An 18,576-nucleotide genomic window follows, 5' to 3' on the forward strand; every position below is an offset into this window, starting at 1 on the left:
GCTGGCCGAGAGGAGAGGACATGTCAGAATTAAAAAAGATACTGGATCAGATCTGCCGCGACAAAGGCATAGACCGCACTCTGGTGATTGAGGCGATCGAAGAGGCCGTGCGCTCGGCGGTGCGGAAAAAATACGGCGGCAAGCGCGACGTGGAGGTGCAGTTCAACGACACGCTGGGCGAGATTGAGGTCTTCCGCTACCGCACGGTGGTGGATGATGTCTGGGACGAGGAATCGGAGATTCATATTGACGAGGCCCGCAAGCTGGCACCGGACATTGAGCTGGAGGAAGACCTCGGCGAAAAGCTGGACAACGTCGCCGAGCTGGGCCGCATCGCCGCCCAGTCCGCCAAGCAGGTGATCATTCACAAAATGCGCGACGCGGAACGCGAAGTGGTCTTCGACATGTACCGCGACCGCGAAGGCACCATCGTGGATGGCATCGTTCAGCGCTTCGAGCGCGGCAAGATGATCATCAACTTGGGCCGCACGGACGCAGTGCTGCCGCGCGAGGGGCAGATACCGAAGCGTTCCTACAAGCAGGGCGACCGCATCCGGGCCTATTTGCAGGAAGTCCGCCATGATGCCCGCGACTCGCAGCTGCTTCTCAGCCGCACCTGCAACGAGTTTCTGATCAAGCTCTTTGAACTCGAAGTGCCGGAGATTGCCGAAGGCATCGTCAAGATCATGGGGGCTTCGCGTGAGCCGGGCTTCCGGGCAAAAATTTCCGTGACCTCCAGCGAGTCGGATGTGGATCCGGTCGGTGCCTGTGTCGGCGTGCGGGGAGCGCGGGTGCAGAACGTGGTGCAGGAATTGCAGGGCGAGCGGATTGACATCGTGCCGTGGAGTCCTGATCCAGCCCGCTACGTGGCCAACGCGCTGGCTCCGGCTGAAGTGACCAAGGTCATGGTTGACGAGGAGAATCACTCCTTGCTGGCAATCGTGCCAGATGATCAGCTTTCTTTGGCCATTGGTCGGCAGGGACAGAACGTGCGCTTGGCCGCCCGCCTCCTGAGCTGGCGGATTGACGTGAAAAGCGAGAAGCATTTCGGCAAAATGAGCAGTCCGGGCTATCAGAGCCTTTTGGAGCTGGACGGGATTGACGAGGACGAGGCCGAGCGGCTGGCCGACGCTGGCTTTGATTCAGCCGAAAAGCTGGCTGCCGCGCCGCTGGCGGAGATCGTCAGGCTGACCGGCATGGACGAGGATCAGGCCGCGCTGCTGAAAATTCAGGCCGCTGAGGCCGGACAGAAGCAGCCGAAGGCGGGAGAAGCGGAGCCGGTCTCCGGCCTGCCGCAGGACGAGACAGAAGACTGATCCGGCCATGCGGCGGGGACATGTCCCGATCCGCACCTGCAAAGGCTGCGGACAGAAGCGTCCGGCAGGGGAGCTGATCCGCCTGACGCTGGCTGCGGACGGCGGCGTGACTGAGGACAGCGGCAGATGCCTGCCAGGGCGCGGGGTTTGGTGCTGTCCGGGCGGCGTGTGCCGCCTCCGGCTGGAGAAGAACAAAAAAGGCTTGAGACGGGCGTTTCGTCTTTAAGCCGCTGCGAATTGCAGTTATACTACGGGCAAGCAAGGTTACGGGAGCAATTGATGAGCAGGATCCGCATCTACGATCTGGCGAAAGAAGCCGGTCTCAAAAGCAAAGATCTGGCAGACAAGCTGGCGGCAATGGGTTATCCGATCAAGAGTGCCAGTTCCACAGTTGATGATGACATGGCTGCCGACATCCGCCGCAAGGTCTTGGGCAAAGCGACGGCTGAGATGACGGAGAAACCCATCGGCGCAAAACACAGAGGTGCGGATATGCCAGACAAGGGCGGCGCGTCGGTAGTCCGGCGCAGGTCCCGCGATCAGAAAGAGCATTTGGCCAAACAGGCTGAAGATGCGGCGGCCAGAGCGGCGGAGCAGACAGCAAAGAAAAAGGCGGAAGAGGAACGGCACGCTGCGGGATCGGAGCCGGGCGCTGCGCCCGGAACTGCTCCAGCAGCCGATAAACCGCGCCGGGAAGCAGGGGCAGGCGAAAGGCCGCAGAATCCCCAGCCACCGAAACGGGCCAAAGGGCTGGCCCGGATTATCGGCCAAGTGGTGATTCCTGTGCCGACCGAGGAGCCGAGACGTTCCGGCTCCGGCGGTCGCCCGGGCGGCGGTTCAGGCGGTGGCGGCAGGCCGCAGGGGCAAGGCGGTGGCGCGGCTCGTCCGCAGTCCTCTTCTTCGTCCAGACCAGTCCGGCCAGCGGCGGCCAGCGCGGCTGCCGCTCCGGCTCCAGCATCTGATCCGGCCCGCAGAGGCGGCGCAGCCTCTGCCAAGAAAAGCGGCGGCGGCAGGCGCGGCGGCTCTGCTGAAGAGGAAAATCGTGCGAAAAGCGGCAAGGGCGGCAGCCGGAGCAAAAGCGGCGGAGGTGGCGGTGGTGGCCGTCAGCCGATGGCGTACATTGGCACGGGTGATGATATGCCCTATCAGGGCCGCCGCAAAAAAGAAAGACGGCCCAAAAGCAAGCCGCTGCCGCCGCCGGTGGGCGAGACCAAGGCCATCAAGCGGCGGATCACGGTGTTTGAGACCATCACCGTTGGCGAGCTGGCCAAACGGATGGGCACCAAAGCGGGCGAGGTCATTGCCAAGCTGATGAAGCTGGGTGTGCTGGCCACGCTCAATCAGTCCTTGGATGTGGACACCGCCGCGCTGGTCGCCGCTGATTTCGGCTACGAGGTCGAGCAGGGTATGACCGAGGAGCTGGGCGTGGAGGCTTTGCAGGCCGAGGAGACTGGCGGCGAGCGTGTGCCCCGCTTCCCGGTGGTCACGGTCATGGGCCATGTTGACCACGGCAAGACCTCAATACTCGACGCAATCCGCCGCACGGACGTGGCCGCAGGCGAGGCAGGCGGCATCACCCAGCACATCGGTGCCTACCACGTGCAGGCTCCGTCCGGCGACATCACCTTTGTTGACACGCCAGGCCATGCCGCTTTCACCGAGATGCGGGCGCGCGGCGCCAAGGTCACGGACATCGTCGTGCTGGTGGTTGCAGCGGATGACGGCGTGATGGAGCAGACCAAGGAGGCCATCGCCCACGCGCAGGCCGCTGAGGTGCCGATTGTGGTGGCGATTAACAAAATTGACAAGGACAACGCCGACCCAGCCCGAGTCATCCGCGAACTGGGCGATTTCGGCCTGATCCCGGAGGCTTGGGGCGGCAGCACGATTTTCTGCGAGACCGCAGCCAAAAAAGGCATCGGCATTGCCGAACTGCTCGAAAGCATCCAATTGCAGGCGGAAATCCTTGAACTGACTGCTGATCCCAAGCGCAAGGCGCGGGGCACGGTCATCGAGGCCCAGCTACACAAGGGCCGGGGGCCGGTGGCCACAGTGCTGGTGCAAGAAGGCACGCTGCGGGTGGGCGAGTGGTTCATCGCCGGACAGTACAGCGGCAAGGTGCGCAGCCTGATGAACGAGCGCGGCGAGCTGATTACTGAGGCCGGGCCGTCCATTCCGGTCGAAGTGCAGGGCTTGTCCGGCGTGCCGCAGGCGGGCGACGAATTCATGGTGCTCAAGGACGAGAAGATGGCGAAAGCCCTCTCTGATGCCCGTCAGCTCAAGGTTCGCGAGTCTGAGCTGGCCTCAGCCACCAAGGTTTCGCTCGACAACCTCTTTGCGAAGATGGCCGAGCAGACCGTGAAGGAGCTGAAGGTGGTGCTGCGCGCCGACGTGCAGGGCACCTTGCAGGCCTTTGGTCAGGCGGCGGAAAATCTCTCCACCGAGGCGGTGCGGGTGCGCGTGCTCCATGAGGGCGCGGGCGCGATCACTGAGAACGACATTCTGCTGGCCTCGGCCTCAGATGCGGTGATCATCGGCTTCAACATCCGGCCCACGGCGAAAGTCAAGGACATGGCCGAGCGCGAAGGCGTGGACATCCGCACCTACGATGTCATCTACCACGCCCTTGAGGACATTGAGAAGGCGATGGCCGGAATGCTCGATCCTGAGCTGCGCGAGCGGGTCATCGGTTCTGCCGAGGTGCGCGAGATATTCTCCGTGCCCAAGATCGGCACTATCGCGGGCTGCCTTGTCAGCGAGGGCAAAATCGAGCGCAGCGCGCATGTCCGGGTGCTGCGTGAGTCGGTGGTGATCTACACCGGCAAGATCGCCTCGCTGCGCCGCTTCAAGGACGACATAAAAGATGTCGCGGCTGGCTACGAATGCGGCATCGGCATCGAGAAATTCAATGATGTCAAAGTCGGCGACACGCTGGAAGCCTTCCATGTGGACAAAATCGCCGCCACCCTCTAACCTGAGCAGGACTGCGCGATGAGGCAGGAATTCAATTTCACCCTGCCCGGACTGGGCAAGCCGAAAAGCTCGCGCCCAGACCGGATAGCTGAAGCGGTCACGCAGGAGCTGGCCATGCTCCTGCGCCAGGAGGCGGGCGATGTCCGGCTCCAGCGAGTTTCTTTTTCCAGAGCGCAGGTCTCGCCTGACCTGAAGCTGGCCAAAATTTGGTTCACAGTGCCGGAGGAGGCCAATGCCGCCGCCGCGCTCAAGGCCTTGCAGCACGCCAGCGGCTTTTTCCGCTCCCATCTCGCCAAAACCCTGAACCTGCGCCGCACGCCCGATCTGCTCTTCTATCATGACCGGCAGAGCGAGGAGGCCGAGCGGTTGGAGCGTATTTTCAGGGAACTGCGCAGCCATGACGAGCAGACCAGCGCGGAGGACAGCGGCGAACGTGGGTAAAAAGGCGATTGCGCAAGCGATTCAGGCGGCAGGGAATTTCGTGCTGGCCACGCATGTCCGCCCGGACGGCGACGCGCTCGGCTCGCTCTTCGGCTTGGCCAGAATTCTTACCGGGCTGGGCAAACAGGCCCTTTGCTATTTGGAAGAGCCGCCGCCGGAGCTGCACAGCGTGCTCGGTGCAGGTTTGCGCCTTGAGACGGATATAGAGCGCGTCCGCGCCGTTGTTCAGGCTTGTGGCGCGGACATCATGGGCATCTGTCTGGACTGCGGCGACATGGCCCGCTTAGGCAAAAACGGGCCTGCGCTGCGCGAGATCAGGCCCTTTGCGGTGATTGACCATCACCAAAGCAACGAAGGCTTCGGCGATCTGCACTGGATCGAGCCGGGCCGCTCCTCCACCGGCGAGATGGTCTATGATCTGGCGGTCGAGCTGGGAGCTGCCGAAAATTTGTCCTTCGAGGCGGCTGAATGCCTCTACACCGCCCTTGTCACCGACACTGGCTCGTTTCAGTACGACAGCACCACGGCGCACACCTTCGCTGTCGCCGGACGGCTGCTGAACAGAGGAGTGCGGCCCGCCGTCATCAGCCAGCGGCTGTATGACAACGCCTCTTTCGGCAGCCTCCAGCTCATGCAGCTTGTGCTCTCCACTCTCCAGACCTTTTTCGACGACCAGGTGGCGGTGATTCAAGTTTCCCGCAAAATGCTGGAAACCACCGGCACGGATTATGAGGACTGCGGCAGTCTGATTGATTTTCCCCGCTCGATCAAAGGGGTGCGGGCGGCAGTTTTCCTCAAGGAGCGCGAGGACGGCGAGATTTCGGTGAGCATCCGCGCCAAGGGCGACTGTGACGTGGCGCAGGCGGCGGCCCAGTTCGGCGGCGGCGGCCATAAAAATGCGGCGGGATTCCGCCTGCATGGGCAAAGCATGGAGCAGGTGCGCGATCTGCTCCTGCCGGTGCTGGAAAAGGCCTTGGCGCAGTGAGCGGGGCCGAATCTGCCGCCGTCGCTGTCGGTGGAGTTGTCCTGATTGACAAGCCTGTCGGCCCGACTTCTTTTGCCATAGTGCAGAAGCTGCGCCGTCTGCTGGGCGTAAAAAAAATCGGCCATGCGGGCACGCTTGACCCTTTTGCCAGCGGCCTGCTGCTGCTCTGCGTCGGGCGGGAGGCGACCAAGCACATTGACCGCTTCATGACGGGCCGGAAGACCTATCAGGCCGTCCTTCAGCTGGGGCAGGAGACCGACACTCTCGACCCGGAAGGCCAAGTGACAGCGGTGAGGCCGGTGCCGGAGCTGGACAACGACAGGCTTGCGGCCATGCTGAAAGAATTTCTCGGCCCGCAGATGCAGGCACCTCCGGCATATTCAGCGGCCAAGCATCAGGGCAAGCCTTTGTATCATTACGCCCGCCAAGGCATCACGATTGAAAAAGAAGCCAAGCCGATTGAAATTTACAGCCTTGACCTGAACGGGTATGATGCGGCGGCGGCCCGGCTGGCGGTGACAGTTTCGTGCAGCCGAGGCACTTACATCCGGGTTTTGGCGGCGGACATAGGCCGCAGAATCGGCTGCGGAGCGCATTTGGCCGCGCTCCGTCGCACTGGCAGCAGCAGTTTTGCCGTGGAGGAGGCAGTGGACGGAGCGCGGCTTTTTTCTGGCGATGAAGATGTGCTGGCCGCAGTGCGTGACAAAATGCTGCCGGTGGAGCAGGCTCTATCCAAGACAGCGTAGAGACGAAAAATTCTTCGTTCAGTTCGACAAGACAGCTGTTCCGCAAAGGGCGGAGCAGCGTTGCCTGCCGCAACTCATTCCTCGGATGCGGAACCGCAGGCATTATGTATCCAGACTCCGGCGAGGCTGAGGAACAACAGGCTTTGCCGACAGCGGAAGGACGCACCTTCTCGGAGACCAATCATGGCGCAAGACACAGCAAAGAAAAAAGAAATCATCGGCAAATTTGCGGCCCACGAAGGCGACACCGGCTCGCCGGAAGTGCAGATCGCCCTGATTTCCGACCGGATCGCCTATCTGACCGAGCATTTCCAGACCCACGCCAAGGATCATCATTCCCGCCGGGGTCTGCTCAAGCTGGTCGGCCAGCGGCGCAGCCTGCTGCAATATCTGCGGAAGAAGGACATCAGCCGCTACCGCACCGTGATTCAGGCTTTGGGCATCAGGAAGTAGGACGCTTCATTCAGTCCTCCTTCATCTGCCATAATACGGCAGATGAAGGAGGACTCTGTAACAGATTACCATATCTTTTCTATGACGATACTTCCTTGGTTCCTCTTCATCCTGCTGATTTTGTCCCTGCTTTTTCTCGACCTGGGCGTTTTCCATAAAGAAGATAAGGTCATTTCCGCGAAGGAAGCCCTGCTGTGGACAGGATTTTGGGTAATTATTGCTTTAATTTTCAACGTTTTTATTTATTACGCCTACAGCCGCAATTGGCTGGGCATTGGTCTTAACGAATCGGCTCTGAAATCCGGGAAAGATGCGGCTCTGAAATTTTTTACCGGTTACATCATTGAAAAATCCCTCAGCTTAGACAATATTTTTGTCATCGCGATGATTTTCTCTTACTTTAAAGTGGAGGGGAAATATCAGCACCGGGTGCTGTTCTGGGGCATTTTAGGTGCCTTGATTCTGCGCGGGGCGATGATACTTGCTGGAACTGCTCTGATTCAGACCTTCAGCTGGATGATTTACGTTTTCGGCGGCTTCTTGATTCTCACCGCAGGCAAGATGCTTTTTTCTGGTGACGAAGAGATTGATCCTGAGAAAAATATCCTGATCAAAGTGGCGAGAAAGATATTTCCAGTCTCGCCAAATTTTGAAGGCGAAAAATTTTTCACCGTGCTTGCTGACGGCAGAAAAGCGATCACGCCGATGTTTCTCGTGCTTTTGATTGTTGAAAGCACCGACGTGCTCTTTGCCGTGGATTCTATTCCCGCCATTTTCGCCGTCACCACCGATCCGTTCATTGTCTTCACCTCGAACGTTTTTGCCATACTCGGCCTGCGCTCGCTGTATTTCGCCTTGGCCGCCATGATCGGCATGTTCCATTACTTGAAAATCAGTCTGGTCTTTGTCCTTGCTTATGTCGGCGTGAAAATGATACTTTCCCATCATTATCCCATCCCGACCAGCTTGTCGCTCGGCATCATCGCCGCCGCGCTCATCGCCGGTGTGGCCGCCTCGCTGCTCTTTAAGCAGAAGGACGCAGTGCCAGACGCAGAAAATTGATCTTGTCACAGAAAGAAAAAAGACCCGGCCAGCAGTCCGGGATGACGTTGAACGCAAAGGAGTTTGCATGTACAAAAGGATAGAGGTTGCAGTCGGCGGTCGGAGCATGGCCTTTGAAACCGGCAAGCTGGCCAAGCAGGCCAGCGGCTCGGTGGTGGTTTCCTGCGGGGACACAATGGTGCTGGTCACGGCAGTGGCGGAAAAAAAAGCCAAAGATGACATCGGCTTCATGCCCCTGACCGTGGAATATCAGGAGCGGCTCTACGCCGCAGGCCGGATTCCAGGCAACTATTTCCGCCGTGAGATCGGTAGGCCTTCGGAAAAAGAAATCCTCACCAGCCGTCTGATTGACCGCCCGATGCGGCCTCTTTTTCTGCAAAATTGGCGGGCGGAAACCCAGGTGATCGCCACCGTGTTTTCAGCGGAGCCGGAGGTTGATCCCGACATTTTAGCCATGAACGGCGCGTCCGCCGCCTTGGCTCTGTCGGATGTGCCCTGGGCCGGGCCGGTGGCCGCCGCCCGCGTCGGTTATGTGGACGGCGCATACGTCCTCAATCCCGGCAAAAGCCAGATGGCACGCTCCGTGCTCAATATGGTCGTCGCCTGCACGGAAACCGCTGTGGTCATGGTGGAAGGCCGCAGTCAGGAAGTGAGCGAGGAGCTGGTGCTGGACGCTATTTTCTTCGTCCATCGCGAGGTGCAGCCGCTGATCGCCGCGCAGAAAGAATTGCAGGCGGCGGCAGGCAAGCCGAAACGCAGCGTGACTCCGCCTGCGGTCAATGAGGAGCTGAAAGCCAAGGTCGAGCAGCTGGCCGCCGCAGGCATGGAGGAAGTCGTTGCCACGCGGGAGAAAATGGCGCGCTACAGCCGCTACGACGCGTTGGTGGACGAGGTGCTGGCTGGGATTGATCTGGAGCAGCACAGCAAAAATGCAGTGACCGAGCTGCTCGATGAATACAAGAAAAAGGTGATGCGCGACCGCATCGTCGAGCAGGGCATCCGCTTGGATGGCCGCCGTCATGACGAGGTGCGGCCCATCAGCTGCGAGGTTGGCGTGCTGCCCAAGGCGCACGGCTCGGCCCTGTTCACACGCGGCGAAACCCAGGCACTGGTGGTGGCCACGCTGGGTTCCGAGCGCGACGAGCTGCACGTGGAGGGCCTGAGCGGCGATGTGTACCGCCGCTTCATGCTCCATTACAACTTCCAGCCGTTCTGCGTCGGCGAAGTGCGCGCCCTGCGCGGCCCCAGCCGCCGCGACATCGGTCACGGCACCTTGGCCCGGCGCGGCATAGAAGCGGTGCTGCCTGATCCGGCGGGCTTTCCTTACACCCTGCGCCTCACCTCCGAGGTGCTGGAATCCAACGGCTCTTCCTCAATGGCCACGGTCTGCGGCGGCAGTTTAGCCTTGATGGACGCAGGCGTGCCGATCAAGGCTCCGGTTTCCGGCGTGGCGATGGGCCTGATCAAAGAAGGCGGCAAAGTTGTCGTGCTGACCGACATTCTTGGCGACGAAGATCATCTCGGCGACATGGACTTCAAGGTGGTCGGCACCAGCCAGGGCATCGCCTCGCTCCAGATGGACATCAAGATTGACGGTGTGGATCGCGAAATCATGGGCAACGCTCTGGCGCAGGCCAAGGCGGGCCGTCTGCATATTTTGGAGAAAATGCAGGAGGTCATCGGTGTGCCGCGCAAGGAAATCGCCGACCATGCGCCCAAATACGTGACCACCAAGATCAGTCAGGACAAGATCCGTGACATCATCGGGCCGGGCGGCAAGATCATCCGCGAGCTGACCTTGGAGTTTGACGCGAAAATTGACGTGGACGACGACGGCACGGTGAAAATTTTCGCCAAGAGCAACGAGTCCGCCGCCGCTCTGCTCGCCCGCATTGAGGGCATGACTGCGATGCCAGAGGTCGGCAGGGTCTATGACGGCACCGTGAAAACGATCAAGGATTTCGGAGCCTTTGTTGAAATTCTGCCCGGCGTGGACGGCATGGTGCATATCTCTGAGCTGGCTTCGCACCGGGTCGCCAAGGTTGAGAATGTCCTTAAAGAGGGCGACAAGGTCAAAGTCAAGGTGCTGGAAGTTGACAGCCGGGGCCGCATCCGTTTGAGCCGGAAGGCGGTGCTGGAAGAGGAAACAATCTGAGCTGCCGGGATTGCCCCGGCTGGCTTCGCGCTGATACAGGAGGTGGCAAAATGATGAGGCGTTTGTGCGTCGTGCTGGCTTTGTGTTTTCTCCTACGGGCCATGCCGTCCGGGGCTGGCGAGGTGGTAGATTCCTGCGCCGCCGTGGTCAATCAGGATGTCATCACCGTGTCTGAAGTCGAGGCAATGCTCAGGCCGGTTCTTGAACGGATCAAGGCGGAAGTGCCGGTCAGTCAGCGGGACGAAGCCATGCGCCAAGCCCGGCGGAGCGCAATTGACAAGCTGATCGAAAAGCATCTGATTCTCCAGCAGGCCGAGCAGATGAAAATTTCTATCAGCAACGCGGAAATCGAGGCGGCCCGGAAGGATATCCTGGAGCGCAGCGGCGCAGGCGAGGAGGAGTTCAAGGCCGAGCTGACCAAGATGGGCCTGACCGAGCAGCAGTACCGGGAAAATCTGAAAGAGCAGATACTCAGCTCCAAGCTGATCGGCTACGCGGTGCGCTCCAAGGTGGTGGTGCCGGAAGAAAAAATTCGGGAGTATTACGAAAAAAAATACACCGCCAAGGCATCCGGTTATCATCTCCTGCAACTAGGTTTTGCCTTCGGCAGCTCAAAGCTGGCCGCCAAACAAAAGGCTGACGAGGCGCGGCGGCTGGCTCTTTCCGGTCAAGATTTCCAAGCCTTGGCCAAACAGCGTTCCGAGCTGCCTTCAGCGGCGGACGGCGGCGACATCGGCGTGTTTAAGGCCGAGGAAATGGCTCCGTACATGCGGGAGGCTGTGCTGCCGCTCCAGCCCGGCGGCATCAGTCCGGTGGTGGAAACGCAGGACAGCTTCATGCTGTTCAAGCTCCTGTCGTCTGGCCAAGACGCGGCCAAGGCTCCGTATGAGTCGGTTCGAGGAGAAATTCAAGACATCCTGCGCAAGCAGGAGCTGGAGGCGCGCTACAAAAAGTGGATTGAGGAAATCCGCAGCAGTGCCTATATCAAGATATTATAACGGCACGGCGCAGAGCAATCACCATAACCCTCAGCAGAATTTCATGAACAAGCAAGAGCAGGGCGGCCCGGAGAAACAGGCCGCCGCCAGCGGTGAGCAGCAAGTGCGGAAGACGGAGCACAGCACAGTCGGGGCGATGCTGCGCCAGCTCCGCCAAGAAAAAGGCATCACCATCCGCGACGCGGCCAAGGAGACCAACATCTCCGCTTCCAATCTTGTGGCCATCGAGCATGAAAATTATGCCGATCTGCCCGCCAACACCTTCATCCGGGGGCAAGTGGCTATTTACGCCAAGCTGCTTGGCACAGACGGGGCTGAGGCAGCGGCAAAATTTATTGCTGAACGCGAGCGGTATCAGCAGCTCAACGAGCAGAAAAGCGGCAAAACCTGTTCAATATCCGCTAAAAAACTCGCCGAACCTGCCCATCTCTCTGCCCTGAGCTTGGTCTTTCTGATTTTTTTGCTGATCGGTCTGTTCCTTACCGGATTCTGCCTCTATACCGGCTGGAATCCGTTCTCTTTTTTCCTGCACCGCGAGCAGGCTCCGGCGGCGCAGCTTTCGCCTGCGCCAGAGCTGGATGCGGCAATTCCCCCGGCGGAGACACGGGCGCATTCTGCCGCAGCGCATCAGGTGCAATTCCAGCCAACAGCGGCGGCAGGTCAGACCGGTCCGTCCGGGAATTGATGCAGCATGGATGCTTTTGCACGCTGCAAAGCGCAGATTGATTACCCCTGCGTCTGGCAGTACAAACTGATCGGCGCAGACCGGCAGGCCTTGCAGGCTGCTGTCGCGGCCCAGCTTGGCGATGCCCCGTATTCGCTGTCTGACTCCCGCCAATCAGGCGGCGGCAAATACCTCAGCATGAACCTTGAGGTCAGCGTGGACAGCGATGAGCAGCGGCGCAGCCTGCATCTCGCGCTGGCCGGACATCCGGCAGTGAAAATGGTGCTCTGATGGAGATAGTGCTGGCCCGTCCGCGCGGTTTTTGCGCTGGAGTCAAGCGGGCAATCAGCATAGTCAGCAGGGCCTTGGAGCTGCACGGCGCGCCAGTTTACGTGCTGCATGAAATTGTGCATAACACGCATGTCATCAATGAGCTGACCGCCAACGGCGCAGTTTTTGTCGAGCAGCTTGAGGATGTGCCTGCCGGTTCGGTCACGATTTTCAGTGCGCACGGCGTGTCCCGCGCTGTCGTTGAGCGGGCCGCCATGCTTGGACTACGCACGATTGACGCGACCTGTCCGCTGGTGGCCCAAGTGCATCGCCGTGTCATCGCCTTGAATCAAAAAAATTATGATGTGCTGGTGATCGGCCATAAAGGCCATCCTGAGGTGGAAGGCACCTGCGGCCATGCTGACGGCGCAGTGCAAGTGCTTTCTTCGCCTGAGGAAGTGGAGACGCTGACCGTGACCGACCCGGCCAAGGTTGGCTGCGTGACCCAGACCACTCTCAGTCTTGATGACACAGCGGAAATTCTCGCCGCAATTCGGCGGCGGTTTCCGGCTATTGCCGAGCCGGAACGGACAGATATCTGCTTTGCCACCACCAACCGCCAAAAAGCGGTGCGGCGGCTGGCGGGCATGGTTGGACTGGTGTTGGTGGTCGGCTCAAAAAGCAGCTCCAATTCCAATCGCCTGCGTGAAGTGGCGAAAAGTCAAGGCATTCCAGCCTATCTGATTGATGATGCGCACGAGATTGATTCAGCGTGGCTGAACGGAGTGCGGCGGATCGGCCTGACTGCCGGAGCCTCTGCGCCAGAGCATCTGGTCACAGAAACAATCTCTTGGCTGCGGCAGCACGGCGCGGTCAGCGTGACTGAGATGGCCGGTGATGAGGAAAAAGTTTCGTTTCAGCTTCCTGATATGATGTCATGATACACGACAGTTCTGGCATCCTCTCTTTTTTATAGGGTATATCTCTCTGTAAGACAGGGCAGTTTTTCAGCAGCAAGCCATATGCAGTTTTCTTTATTTACGACAGATGTTCGCATTTCGTCAGCCTCTATAATTTTTTTGTTCTCTGTTTTTTTCGCCATAACTTCCTTGATTTTTTTGCATAGCTCTGAAGTTTTTTAAAAATATCGCAATTCCTGCCCTTCATAAAGAAGTCCGTCAATTATCCGCCATTCCGCAGCAGTAATTCTTCTTTTTTCTTTGAACTATTCAAAGAATTTCTCTTTAGACATCGCACAGCTTTTTTATGTTCAAGTGCGGTTCGTTTTGTCACTCATAAATTACCATCATCGAGGACAGCCTGAATGAATTCTGCGCCCGAAAAAAGATTCACGTTCAAACAATTGCTGGCCGTCGCCGTCGGCGTGATGCTGCTCACTGCCGTTGGTGCAGCCCTTGTTATTAAAATTTGGCTTTTTCCTCAACCCTTCAAGCCGGTGAAACTCAGCGGACAAGAAACGCAGCAGCTGGAAAGGAAGCTGGAACAACTTGGGGCTGTTGCTGCTCCGTTTGAAAATGCAGAACATGGCCCGCTTCAGCCTCAGCCATACTCTGAGGAAGGTGCAGGCCGAGAAATTGTGTTCAGCGAACGGGAAATCAACGGGCTGCTGGCGAAAAACACCGATTTGGCCGAAAAGCTGGCGGTGGATTTCGCCGAAAATTTAGTCAGCCTGCGCCTGCTGCTGCCGCTTGATCCTGATTTTCCGGTGCTGGGTGGCAAAACGCTGCGGCTGCGGGCCGGCGCTGAACTCGCCTATCGCGACGGGCGGCCTGTGGTGATCTTGAAAGGTGTATCCCTGATGGGAGTGCCGCTGCCCAATGCGTGGCTGGGCGGAATAAAACATATTGATCTGATGCGGGAATTTGGCGGCAAGCCTGGTTTTTGGCAGAGTTTGGGCGCAGGCGTGGAAAGCCTTCAGGTGCGGGAGGGCGAGCTGCGGCTGAAGCTGAAGGAATAGGATTTTGCCCAAGCCGTAAGGTCAGATGCCCAGAAGAATGAGCTGCTCGGCTCATTGTCAGGGTTCGGCGGGATGTGTTATTCTTGCGCTTCAAAAACTGTTCTGGCCTGACATGCGGGGACGGCATTAAAATTACGTCTTTCCCGCCAGAACGCAACAAAGAGAAGACGAGAAAACATGATGAAGAACGCTGTCCAAAACATTTCCATCCTGAGCGCGGCGTTGTTGCTTTGCGTATCAGCGGCATCTGCTTTGGAAATCAAATCCGGCAATGATAAGGTGCATACCAAAGTGTACGGCGAGCTTGACCGCGCCGTGATGTATGCTGACGATGGTCAGCAAGACAAAGTTTTTCATGTGGACAATAGCCACTCGGAAAGCAGAGTCGGTTTCAGAGGTGAAGTCGCAGCTTCCAATTGCCTGACTGTGGGCGGTGTGCTGGAATTGAAATGGGAGTCTAATCCCGGTCGGCAGGTTTCAATGGGAGAAGAAACTATTGCTGGTGAATTTACGCCAGAATTTACAGAACTTTATTTTGATCACAGCAGCGCAGGAAAGCTCTCCCTCGGCTATGGCACGACCGCTTCCTATGAAAGCTCAGAGGTTGATCTTTCTGGCACAGATATCATCGGCAACGCGGGTGTGGCTGATCTTGGCGGCGGTCTAAAATTTTATGATGCGGCAGCTAAAAAATATGCTGATCTGACGGCGGATGAAGTCTTCCACGGCGGTATTTCTACAGTCGGATTGGACGAAATCAACCGGGTGCTATACGAAACGCCTTCGTTTGGCGGCTTCACTTTGGGCGCGTCAGCAGGCGAAGAAGATAAGGTTGATTTTTCCATAACTTATTCAGGCGATTTAGGCGGCAATCAGCTTGAAGCCAAAGCGGCCTGGTCCAATCCCGGCGACGGAGTCACCCAGCTCAATGGCTCTGCCTCGCTGCTGCTCAATTCTGGCTTGAACTTCACCGTTGCCGCTTCGTCGAAAGATGTGGATGAGATGCCAGTCAACGGCGATGATCCGTCGCTGCTGTACGGCAAAATCGGCCAGCAGTGCAAGCTCTTTCCTGTTGGCATGACAGCGATTTCTGTTGATTACGGCCTGTTCAAAAATGCCGCCGTTCTTGATGCGGAACAGGAAGCGACCGCTTTTGGCGTGCAGCTCGTGCAGGAGCTTGAGAAGTACAGCTCGCAGCTTTTTGCAGGCTATCGGGTTTTCTCTTTGGAGGACAATACCGGAGCTGACTACGAAGACATCTCCATCATCTCCGCCGGAGCGCGCATCACCTTCTAAATACGCCGTTTTTGCAGGGCGGCCAATGCGCCGCCCTGCCTTTTCTTTCCCTCCGCTTCACATTCAGCAGCATTCTGCTGACCAGCTTGTCAATTCCGACTGGATGGAGTATTATTCCCGTTTTTCCCAAGACAGCGCGGCTGAATAAAAAAATCATAGAAAATCGGAGCCTTTTCATGAGCGATCTGAAAAAAATGTACACCACCATTCTCGGCGACTCCTTCCCGATGGAGATGACCATTTCCTTCGGCGGGCAAACCTTGGTGTACCGCAAGCGGACTTGGGCCATTCCGCAGGAGGACGGCACGGTGGACGAGCGCGGCCTGCGCTACGGCGAGAACCCGGATCAGGAGGCGGCCTTGTATGAATTGGTCAACGGCAACCTCGTGCTCGGCGATTGCAAATACATTGAGCCGGGCAAGGCTCTGGTCAGCGGCATCCGGGTGGAGGACATGCTGCAAGTGGGCAAGCATCCAGGGAAAATCAATCTGACCGACGTGGACAACGGCCTGAACATCATCAAATATTTGATGAACAAGCCTGCGGCGGTGATTCTCAAGCACAACAATCCCTGCGGCGCGGCAATCGGTTCCACTCTGGCCGATGCCTACAACCGCGCCAACCGGGCCGACCGCATCGCCGCGTTCGGCGGGGCGGTGGTCACCAGCCGGGCAATTGACAAAGCGACCGCCGAGCTGATGAGCCAGAATTATCTGGAAGTGGTCTGCGCCCCGGACTTTGAGGAAGGCACGCTGGACATTCTCGCCAAGGCCAAGAATCTGCGCATCATCCGCATTGACGGCATCAAGCGGCTGGCTGAATTTGAAAAATACCGCTTTGTTGACTTCAAGTCGCTGATTGACGGCGGCATCATTGTTCAGCAGTCAGCGGTGAACGCCATCCGCTCCGCTGCTGATTTGAAACCGGCAGTGGCGACATGGAAAGGCAAAGAATACCGCTGCGAGCGGCAGCCTGATCAGCGCGAGCTGGACGATATGATCTTCGGCTGGGCCGTGGAGCACGGGGTCACGTCCAACTCGGTGATTTACGTCAAAGACGGTTGCACGGTGGGTATCGGCACCGGCGAGCAGGATCGGGTCGGCGTGGCGGAAATCGCCATTCACAAGGCCTACATCAAATATGCGGACATCTGCTGCTTTGACAAATTCGGCATTCCCTACGCGGACTTGGCTCTGGAAGTCGAGCAGGGCAGGCGGAATGCGGCGGACAAGGCGGAGATTGACACGAAGGTGAAGGCGGACAAGGCAGGGCTGCCCGGTTCCGTGATGATCTCAGATGCTTTCTTTCCTTTTCGAGATGCGGCGGATGTCGGCATTCGTGAGGGAGTCACCGCCATCTTGCAGGCAGGCGGCTCGATGCGGGATTACGCCTCCATTGAAGCCTGCAACGAAGCCCGCCCGCAGGCGGCGATGATGTTCACCGGTTGCCGGGCGTTTAAGCATTGAGAACAATGAAAATAGCTGTATGGGCTTATTAGTCCATACAGTATCTGGCCGAAATCAGTAATACTCTATATTTTTTTGCCTTGCTTGATTTATATTATTTTTCTGTAAAAAATAAAAAAAAACAAGGTGATAGCGGCAAGTCCTCTTGTTTATTTTTTCCTCGACATTTTGAGAAATATATGGTTATATTGTTTATATACAAGAATTGTATAGAGTTATACCGTACAAATGCTAAGAGAAAATTCAAGGAGGGAAGTGCAATGAGAACGAAGAGCATCATGTTAGGTTTCAGCTTGGCTCTGTCATTATCGGCGACATCGTCTTACGCTTTAAGCACCTGTCCAAGCGGGACGATTACAAAAGCAGGTGCTGGATATTTTGTTGCGCCATCTGCACCTTTGCCACAGGCACCTACAGGGAGATATTATTGGATAGACTATATCTGTAATACCACCCCACTTCCTAATGGGTGGCCAACTACGCCTACGCCGGCAGGTACTGCTGCTGGCAGCATCAGGTTTAGATTTCTTCCGGAAGTAGGTGGTTCAGGTTATGCAAATATGGACGGAATGTATGCAACAGCATTAACTGCGATTGCACTTGCTGACAAGCCGGTAGAGTTGACTATACATACTTTCACTGCTGATGTTACCAATGGCCCCAAGGCAGGGACGTACGTTATGAGTGTATCCATAAATAAATAAACCACAAAATAGTTTACCAAGCCCCTCATTATATATGGTGGGGCTTTTTTTTGGTAGTCCTGCTTGGCGTACTGGCTAAATTTGGAGCTATATTTTCATTGTAATGATGAATGAAATTCCAAAGTGACCCTGTAGGATTTTTCATCTTTTTAGAAAAAGAAAGAGTTTTTCTGCCCAAACGTGAGACACGCTGCCGCAAAGCAAGATTGAACCATTCGATATGACTTGTCTTTCCGCTTTCCTTTCCGGCGGAGAAATGTCTACCTTGAGGAAGAATTTCTTTGTATGCTGACCAGAAATCAGTATAAAACACAGCGTTTACCTAATGTGCAACTCTTTATACAGCAACCAGCCCGTCCAGATCAAGCGGAGGACGATTGCAGGATAAGTTGATGAAAACACAGACAGGCATGCGCTAAGATTTTTCGGATCAAACGGTGTTGAAAATGCCATAAGTCATGCACGCGGATATGACCGGCTTTGAAGCGGCCCGTCAGCTGCGGGCCGACAGTTTCGATGCGTTTTCTTGCACGTCTGCAGAATTTGAGAAAAGGTTCAGGCAGCGTTGATTTCATATTCTTCCGCGTTGGCGTGACAACAAGAATGTTGCGCCGTTCCAGCAGAAAAGACTGTCTGTGCTCATTAATGAAGCCTTTATCCGCAGGCGCTGTTCCTTCAAATCCTTCCAGCGGAGTTTCAAAGGTTTTGCATGTCATGAGGCCGGGCTGGAAGAATAGAATAATGTGTGATCATTCCAAATCTTGAGACACGCAGGCCCAATTTAAATCCGTAATGTCTTTCGCCGCGCAAGCATCCGAAATCAGCCTCTCCTGTGAAGCATCTGTGCCGCCTTGCCCTGGTGATGACGCAGACAGGCGGAGGAACCGTGCCGACTGACTGGACAGGATCATTTATTTCACCGCTGATCATTGTCAGACGTTTTTGAATAGCTGATTTGACCTGCCATAAATTTGCAGCCTGCCGGACAAATGAAGACCTGCCGGAAATTTTCTGAAAAAAGCGCCTGCAATGCGGCTTGAAACATGCAAATATGTCCTTGCCGCAATCG

Annotated in this window: 18 protein-coding genes and 2 pseudogenes; 17 read left to right on the plus strand and 3 right to left on the minus strand. The window is 57.0% G+C overall.

Annotated elements, in window-relative coordinates; genetic code table 11:
- Nucleotides 1–20 precede the first annotated feature (20 nt).
- The 17 genes from nusA (at nt 21) to ACNKH6_RS01565 (ending at nt 17,507) form a co-directional block, all read left to right on the plus strand.
- Nucleotides 21–1,316: a transcription termination factor NusA gene (nusA, locus tag ACNKH6_RS01485; protein ID WP_417913776.1), complete on the plus strand. Its 1,296-nt coding sequence runs from the start codon at nt 21–23 to the stop codon at nt 1,314–1,316.
- 7 nt (nt 1,317–1,323) lie between these two features.
- Nucleotides 1,324–1,542, plus strand: coding sequence for a YlxR family protein (locus ACNKH6_RS01490; protein WP_417913777.1), 219 nt, complete (start codon nt 1,324–1,326; stop codon nt 1,540–1,542).
- Nucleotides 1,543–1,595: 53 nt separating this feature from the next.
- On the plus strand, nt 1,596–4,289 hold the full coding sequence (gene infB / locus ACNKH6_RS01495) for a translation initiation factor IF-2 (protein WP_417913778.1): 2,694 nt from the start codon (nt 1,596–1,598) through the stop codon (nt 4,287–4,289).
- Nucleotides 4,290–4,307: 18 nt separating this feature from the next.
- The gene (gene rbfA / locus ACNKH6_RS01500; protein WP_417913779.1) at nt 4,308–4,730 is read left to right on the plus strand and encodes a 30S ribosome-binding factor RbfA; all 423 of its coding nucleotides are present in this window, start codon (nt 4,308–4,310) and stop codon (nt 4,728–4,730) included.
- Nucleotides 4,687–5,715: a DHH family phosphoesterase gene (locus ACNKH6_RS01505; RefSeq protein WP_417913780.1), complete on the plus strand. Its 1,029-nt coding sequence runs from the start codon at nt 4,687–4,689 to the stop codon at nt 5,713–5,715. Before rbfA ends, ACNKH6_RS01505 begins: the two co-directional genes overlap by 44 nt.
- Complete coding sequence (gene truB, locus ACNKH6_RS01510; protein WP_417913781.1) at nt 5,712–6,461, plus strand: tRNA pseudouridine(55) synthase TruB; 750 nt, start codon at nt 5,712–5,714, stop codon at nt 6,459–6,461. Before ACNKH6_RS01505 ends, truB begins: the two co-directional genes overlap by 4 nt.
- Nucleotides 6,462–6,644: 183 nt before the next feature.
- Nucleotides 6,645–6,914: a 30S ribosomal protein S15 gene (gene rpsO / locus ACNKH6_RS01515; protein WP_417913782.1), complete on the plus strand. Its 270-nt coding sequence runs from the start codon at nt 6,645–6,647 to the stop codon at nt 6,912–6,914.
- Between the two features lie 81 nt (nt 6,915–6,995).
- On the plus strand, nt 6,996–7,976 hold the full coding sequence (locus ACNKH6_RS01520; RefSeq protein ID WP_417913783.1) for a TerC family protein: 981 nt from the start codon (nt 6,996–6,998) through the stop codon (nt 7,974–7,976).
- A gap of 67 nt (nt 7,977–8,043) precedes the next feature.
- Nucleotides 8,044–10,131, plus strand: coding sequence for a polyribonucleotide nucleotidyltransferase (pnp, locus tag ACNKH6_RS01525; protein ID WP_417913784.1), 2,088 nt, complete (start codon nt 8,044–8,046; stop codon nt 10,129–10,131).
- A gap of 50 nt (nt 10,132–10,181) precedes the next feature.
- Entirely contained in the window at nt 10,182–11,129 is a 948-nt protein-coding gene (locus tag ACNKH6_RS01530) for a SurA N-terminal domain-containing protein (protein WP_417913785.1), read from the plus strand.
- A gap of 43 nt (nt 11,130–11,172) precedes the next feature.
- The gene (locus ACNKH6_RS01535) at nt 11,173–11,814 is read left to right on the plus strand and encodes a helix-turn-helix domain-containing protein (protein ID WP_417913786.1); all 642 of its coding nucleotides are present in this window, start codon (nt 11,173–11,175) and stop codon (nt 11,812–11,814) included.
- A gap of 6 nt (nt 11,815–11,820) precedes the next feature.
- Entirely contained in the window at nt 11,821–12,084 is a 264-nt protein-coding gene (locus ACNKH6_RS01540; protein WP_417913787.1) for a DUF493 domain-containing protein, read from the plus strand.
- Nucleotides 12,084–13,004 (plus strand): 4-hydroxy-3-methylbut-2-enyl diphosphate reductase, encoded by a 921-nt coding sequence (gene ispH / locus ACNKH6_RS01545; RefSeq protein ID WP_417913788.1) that lies wholly within the window; start codon nt 12,084–12,086, stop codon nt 13,002–13,004. The genes ACNKH6_RS01540 and ispH overlap by 1 nt, the downstream gene beginning before the upstream one ends.
- A gap of 383 nt (nt 13,005–13,387) precedes the next feature.
- Entirely contained in the window at nt 13,388–14,041 is a 654-nt protein-coding gene (locus ACNKH6_RS01550) for an arginine N-succinyltransferase (RefSeq protein ID WP_417913789.1), read from the plus strand.
- A gap of 177 nt (nt 14,042–14,218) precedes the next feature.
- A complete protein-coding gene (locus tag ACNKH6_RS01555) occupies nt 14,219–15,337 on the plus strand; it encodes a porin (RefSeq protein WP_417913790.1) in 1,119 nt (372 codons plus the stop codon).
- 176 nt (nt 15,338–15,513) lie between these two features.
- Nucleotides 15,514–16,803, plus strand: coding sequence for an IMP cyclohydrolase (locus tag ACNKH6_RS01560; protein ID WP_417913791.1), 1,290 nt, complete (start codon nt 15,514–15,516; stop codon nt 16,801–16,803).
- Nucleotides 16,804–16,883: 80 nt separating this feature from the next.
- Complete coding sequence (locus ACNKH6_RS01565; RefSeq protein ID WP_417913792.1) at nt 16,884–17,507, plus strand: hypothetical protein; 624 nt, start codon at nt 16,884–16,886, stop codon at nt 17,505–17,507.
- A gap of 28 nt (nt 17,508–17,535) precedes the next feature.
- Here ACNKH6_RS01565 and ACNKH6_RS01570 read toward each other — a convergent pair.
- The 3 genes and pseudogenes from ACNKH6_RS01570 to ACNKH6_RS01580 form a co-directional block, all read right to left on the minus strand.
- Nucleotides 17,536–17,823 (minus strand): annotated as a pseudogene (locus tag ACNKH6_RS01570) (IS1 family transposase); the annotation flags it as partial.
- 46 nt (nt 17,824–17,869) lie between these two features.
- A complete protein-coding gene (locus ACNKH6_RS01575; RefSeq protein WP_417913793.1) occupies nt 17,870–18,223 on the minus strand; it encodes a hypothetical protein in 354 nt (117 codons plus the stop codon).
- Nucleotides 18,204–18,576: pseudogene (locus ACNKH6_RS01580) on the minus strand (hypothetical protein); the annotation flags it as partial. The gene ACNKH6_RS01575 and the pseudogene ACNKH6_RS01580, both read right to left, overlap by 20 nt.

The organism is Candidatus Electronema sp. JM, assembly GCF_048287415.1.
GTDB lineage: Bacteria > Desulfobacterota > Desulfobulbia > Desulfobulbales > Desulfobulbaceae > Electronema.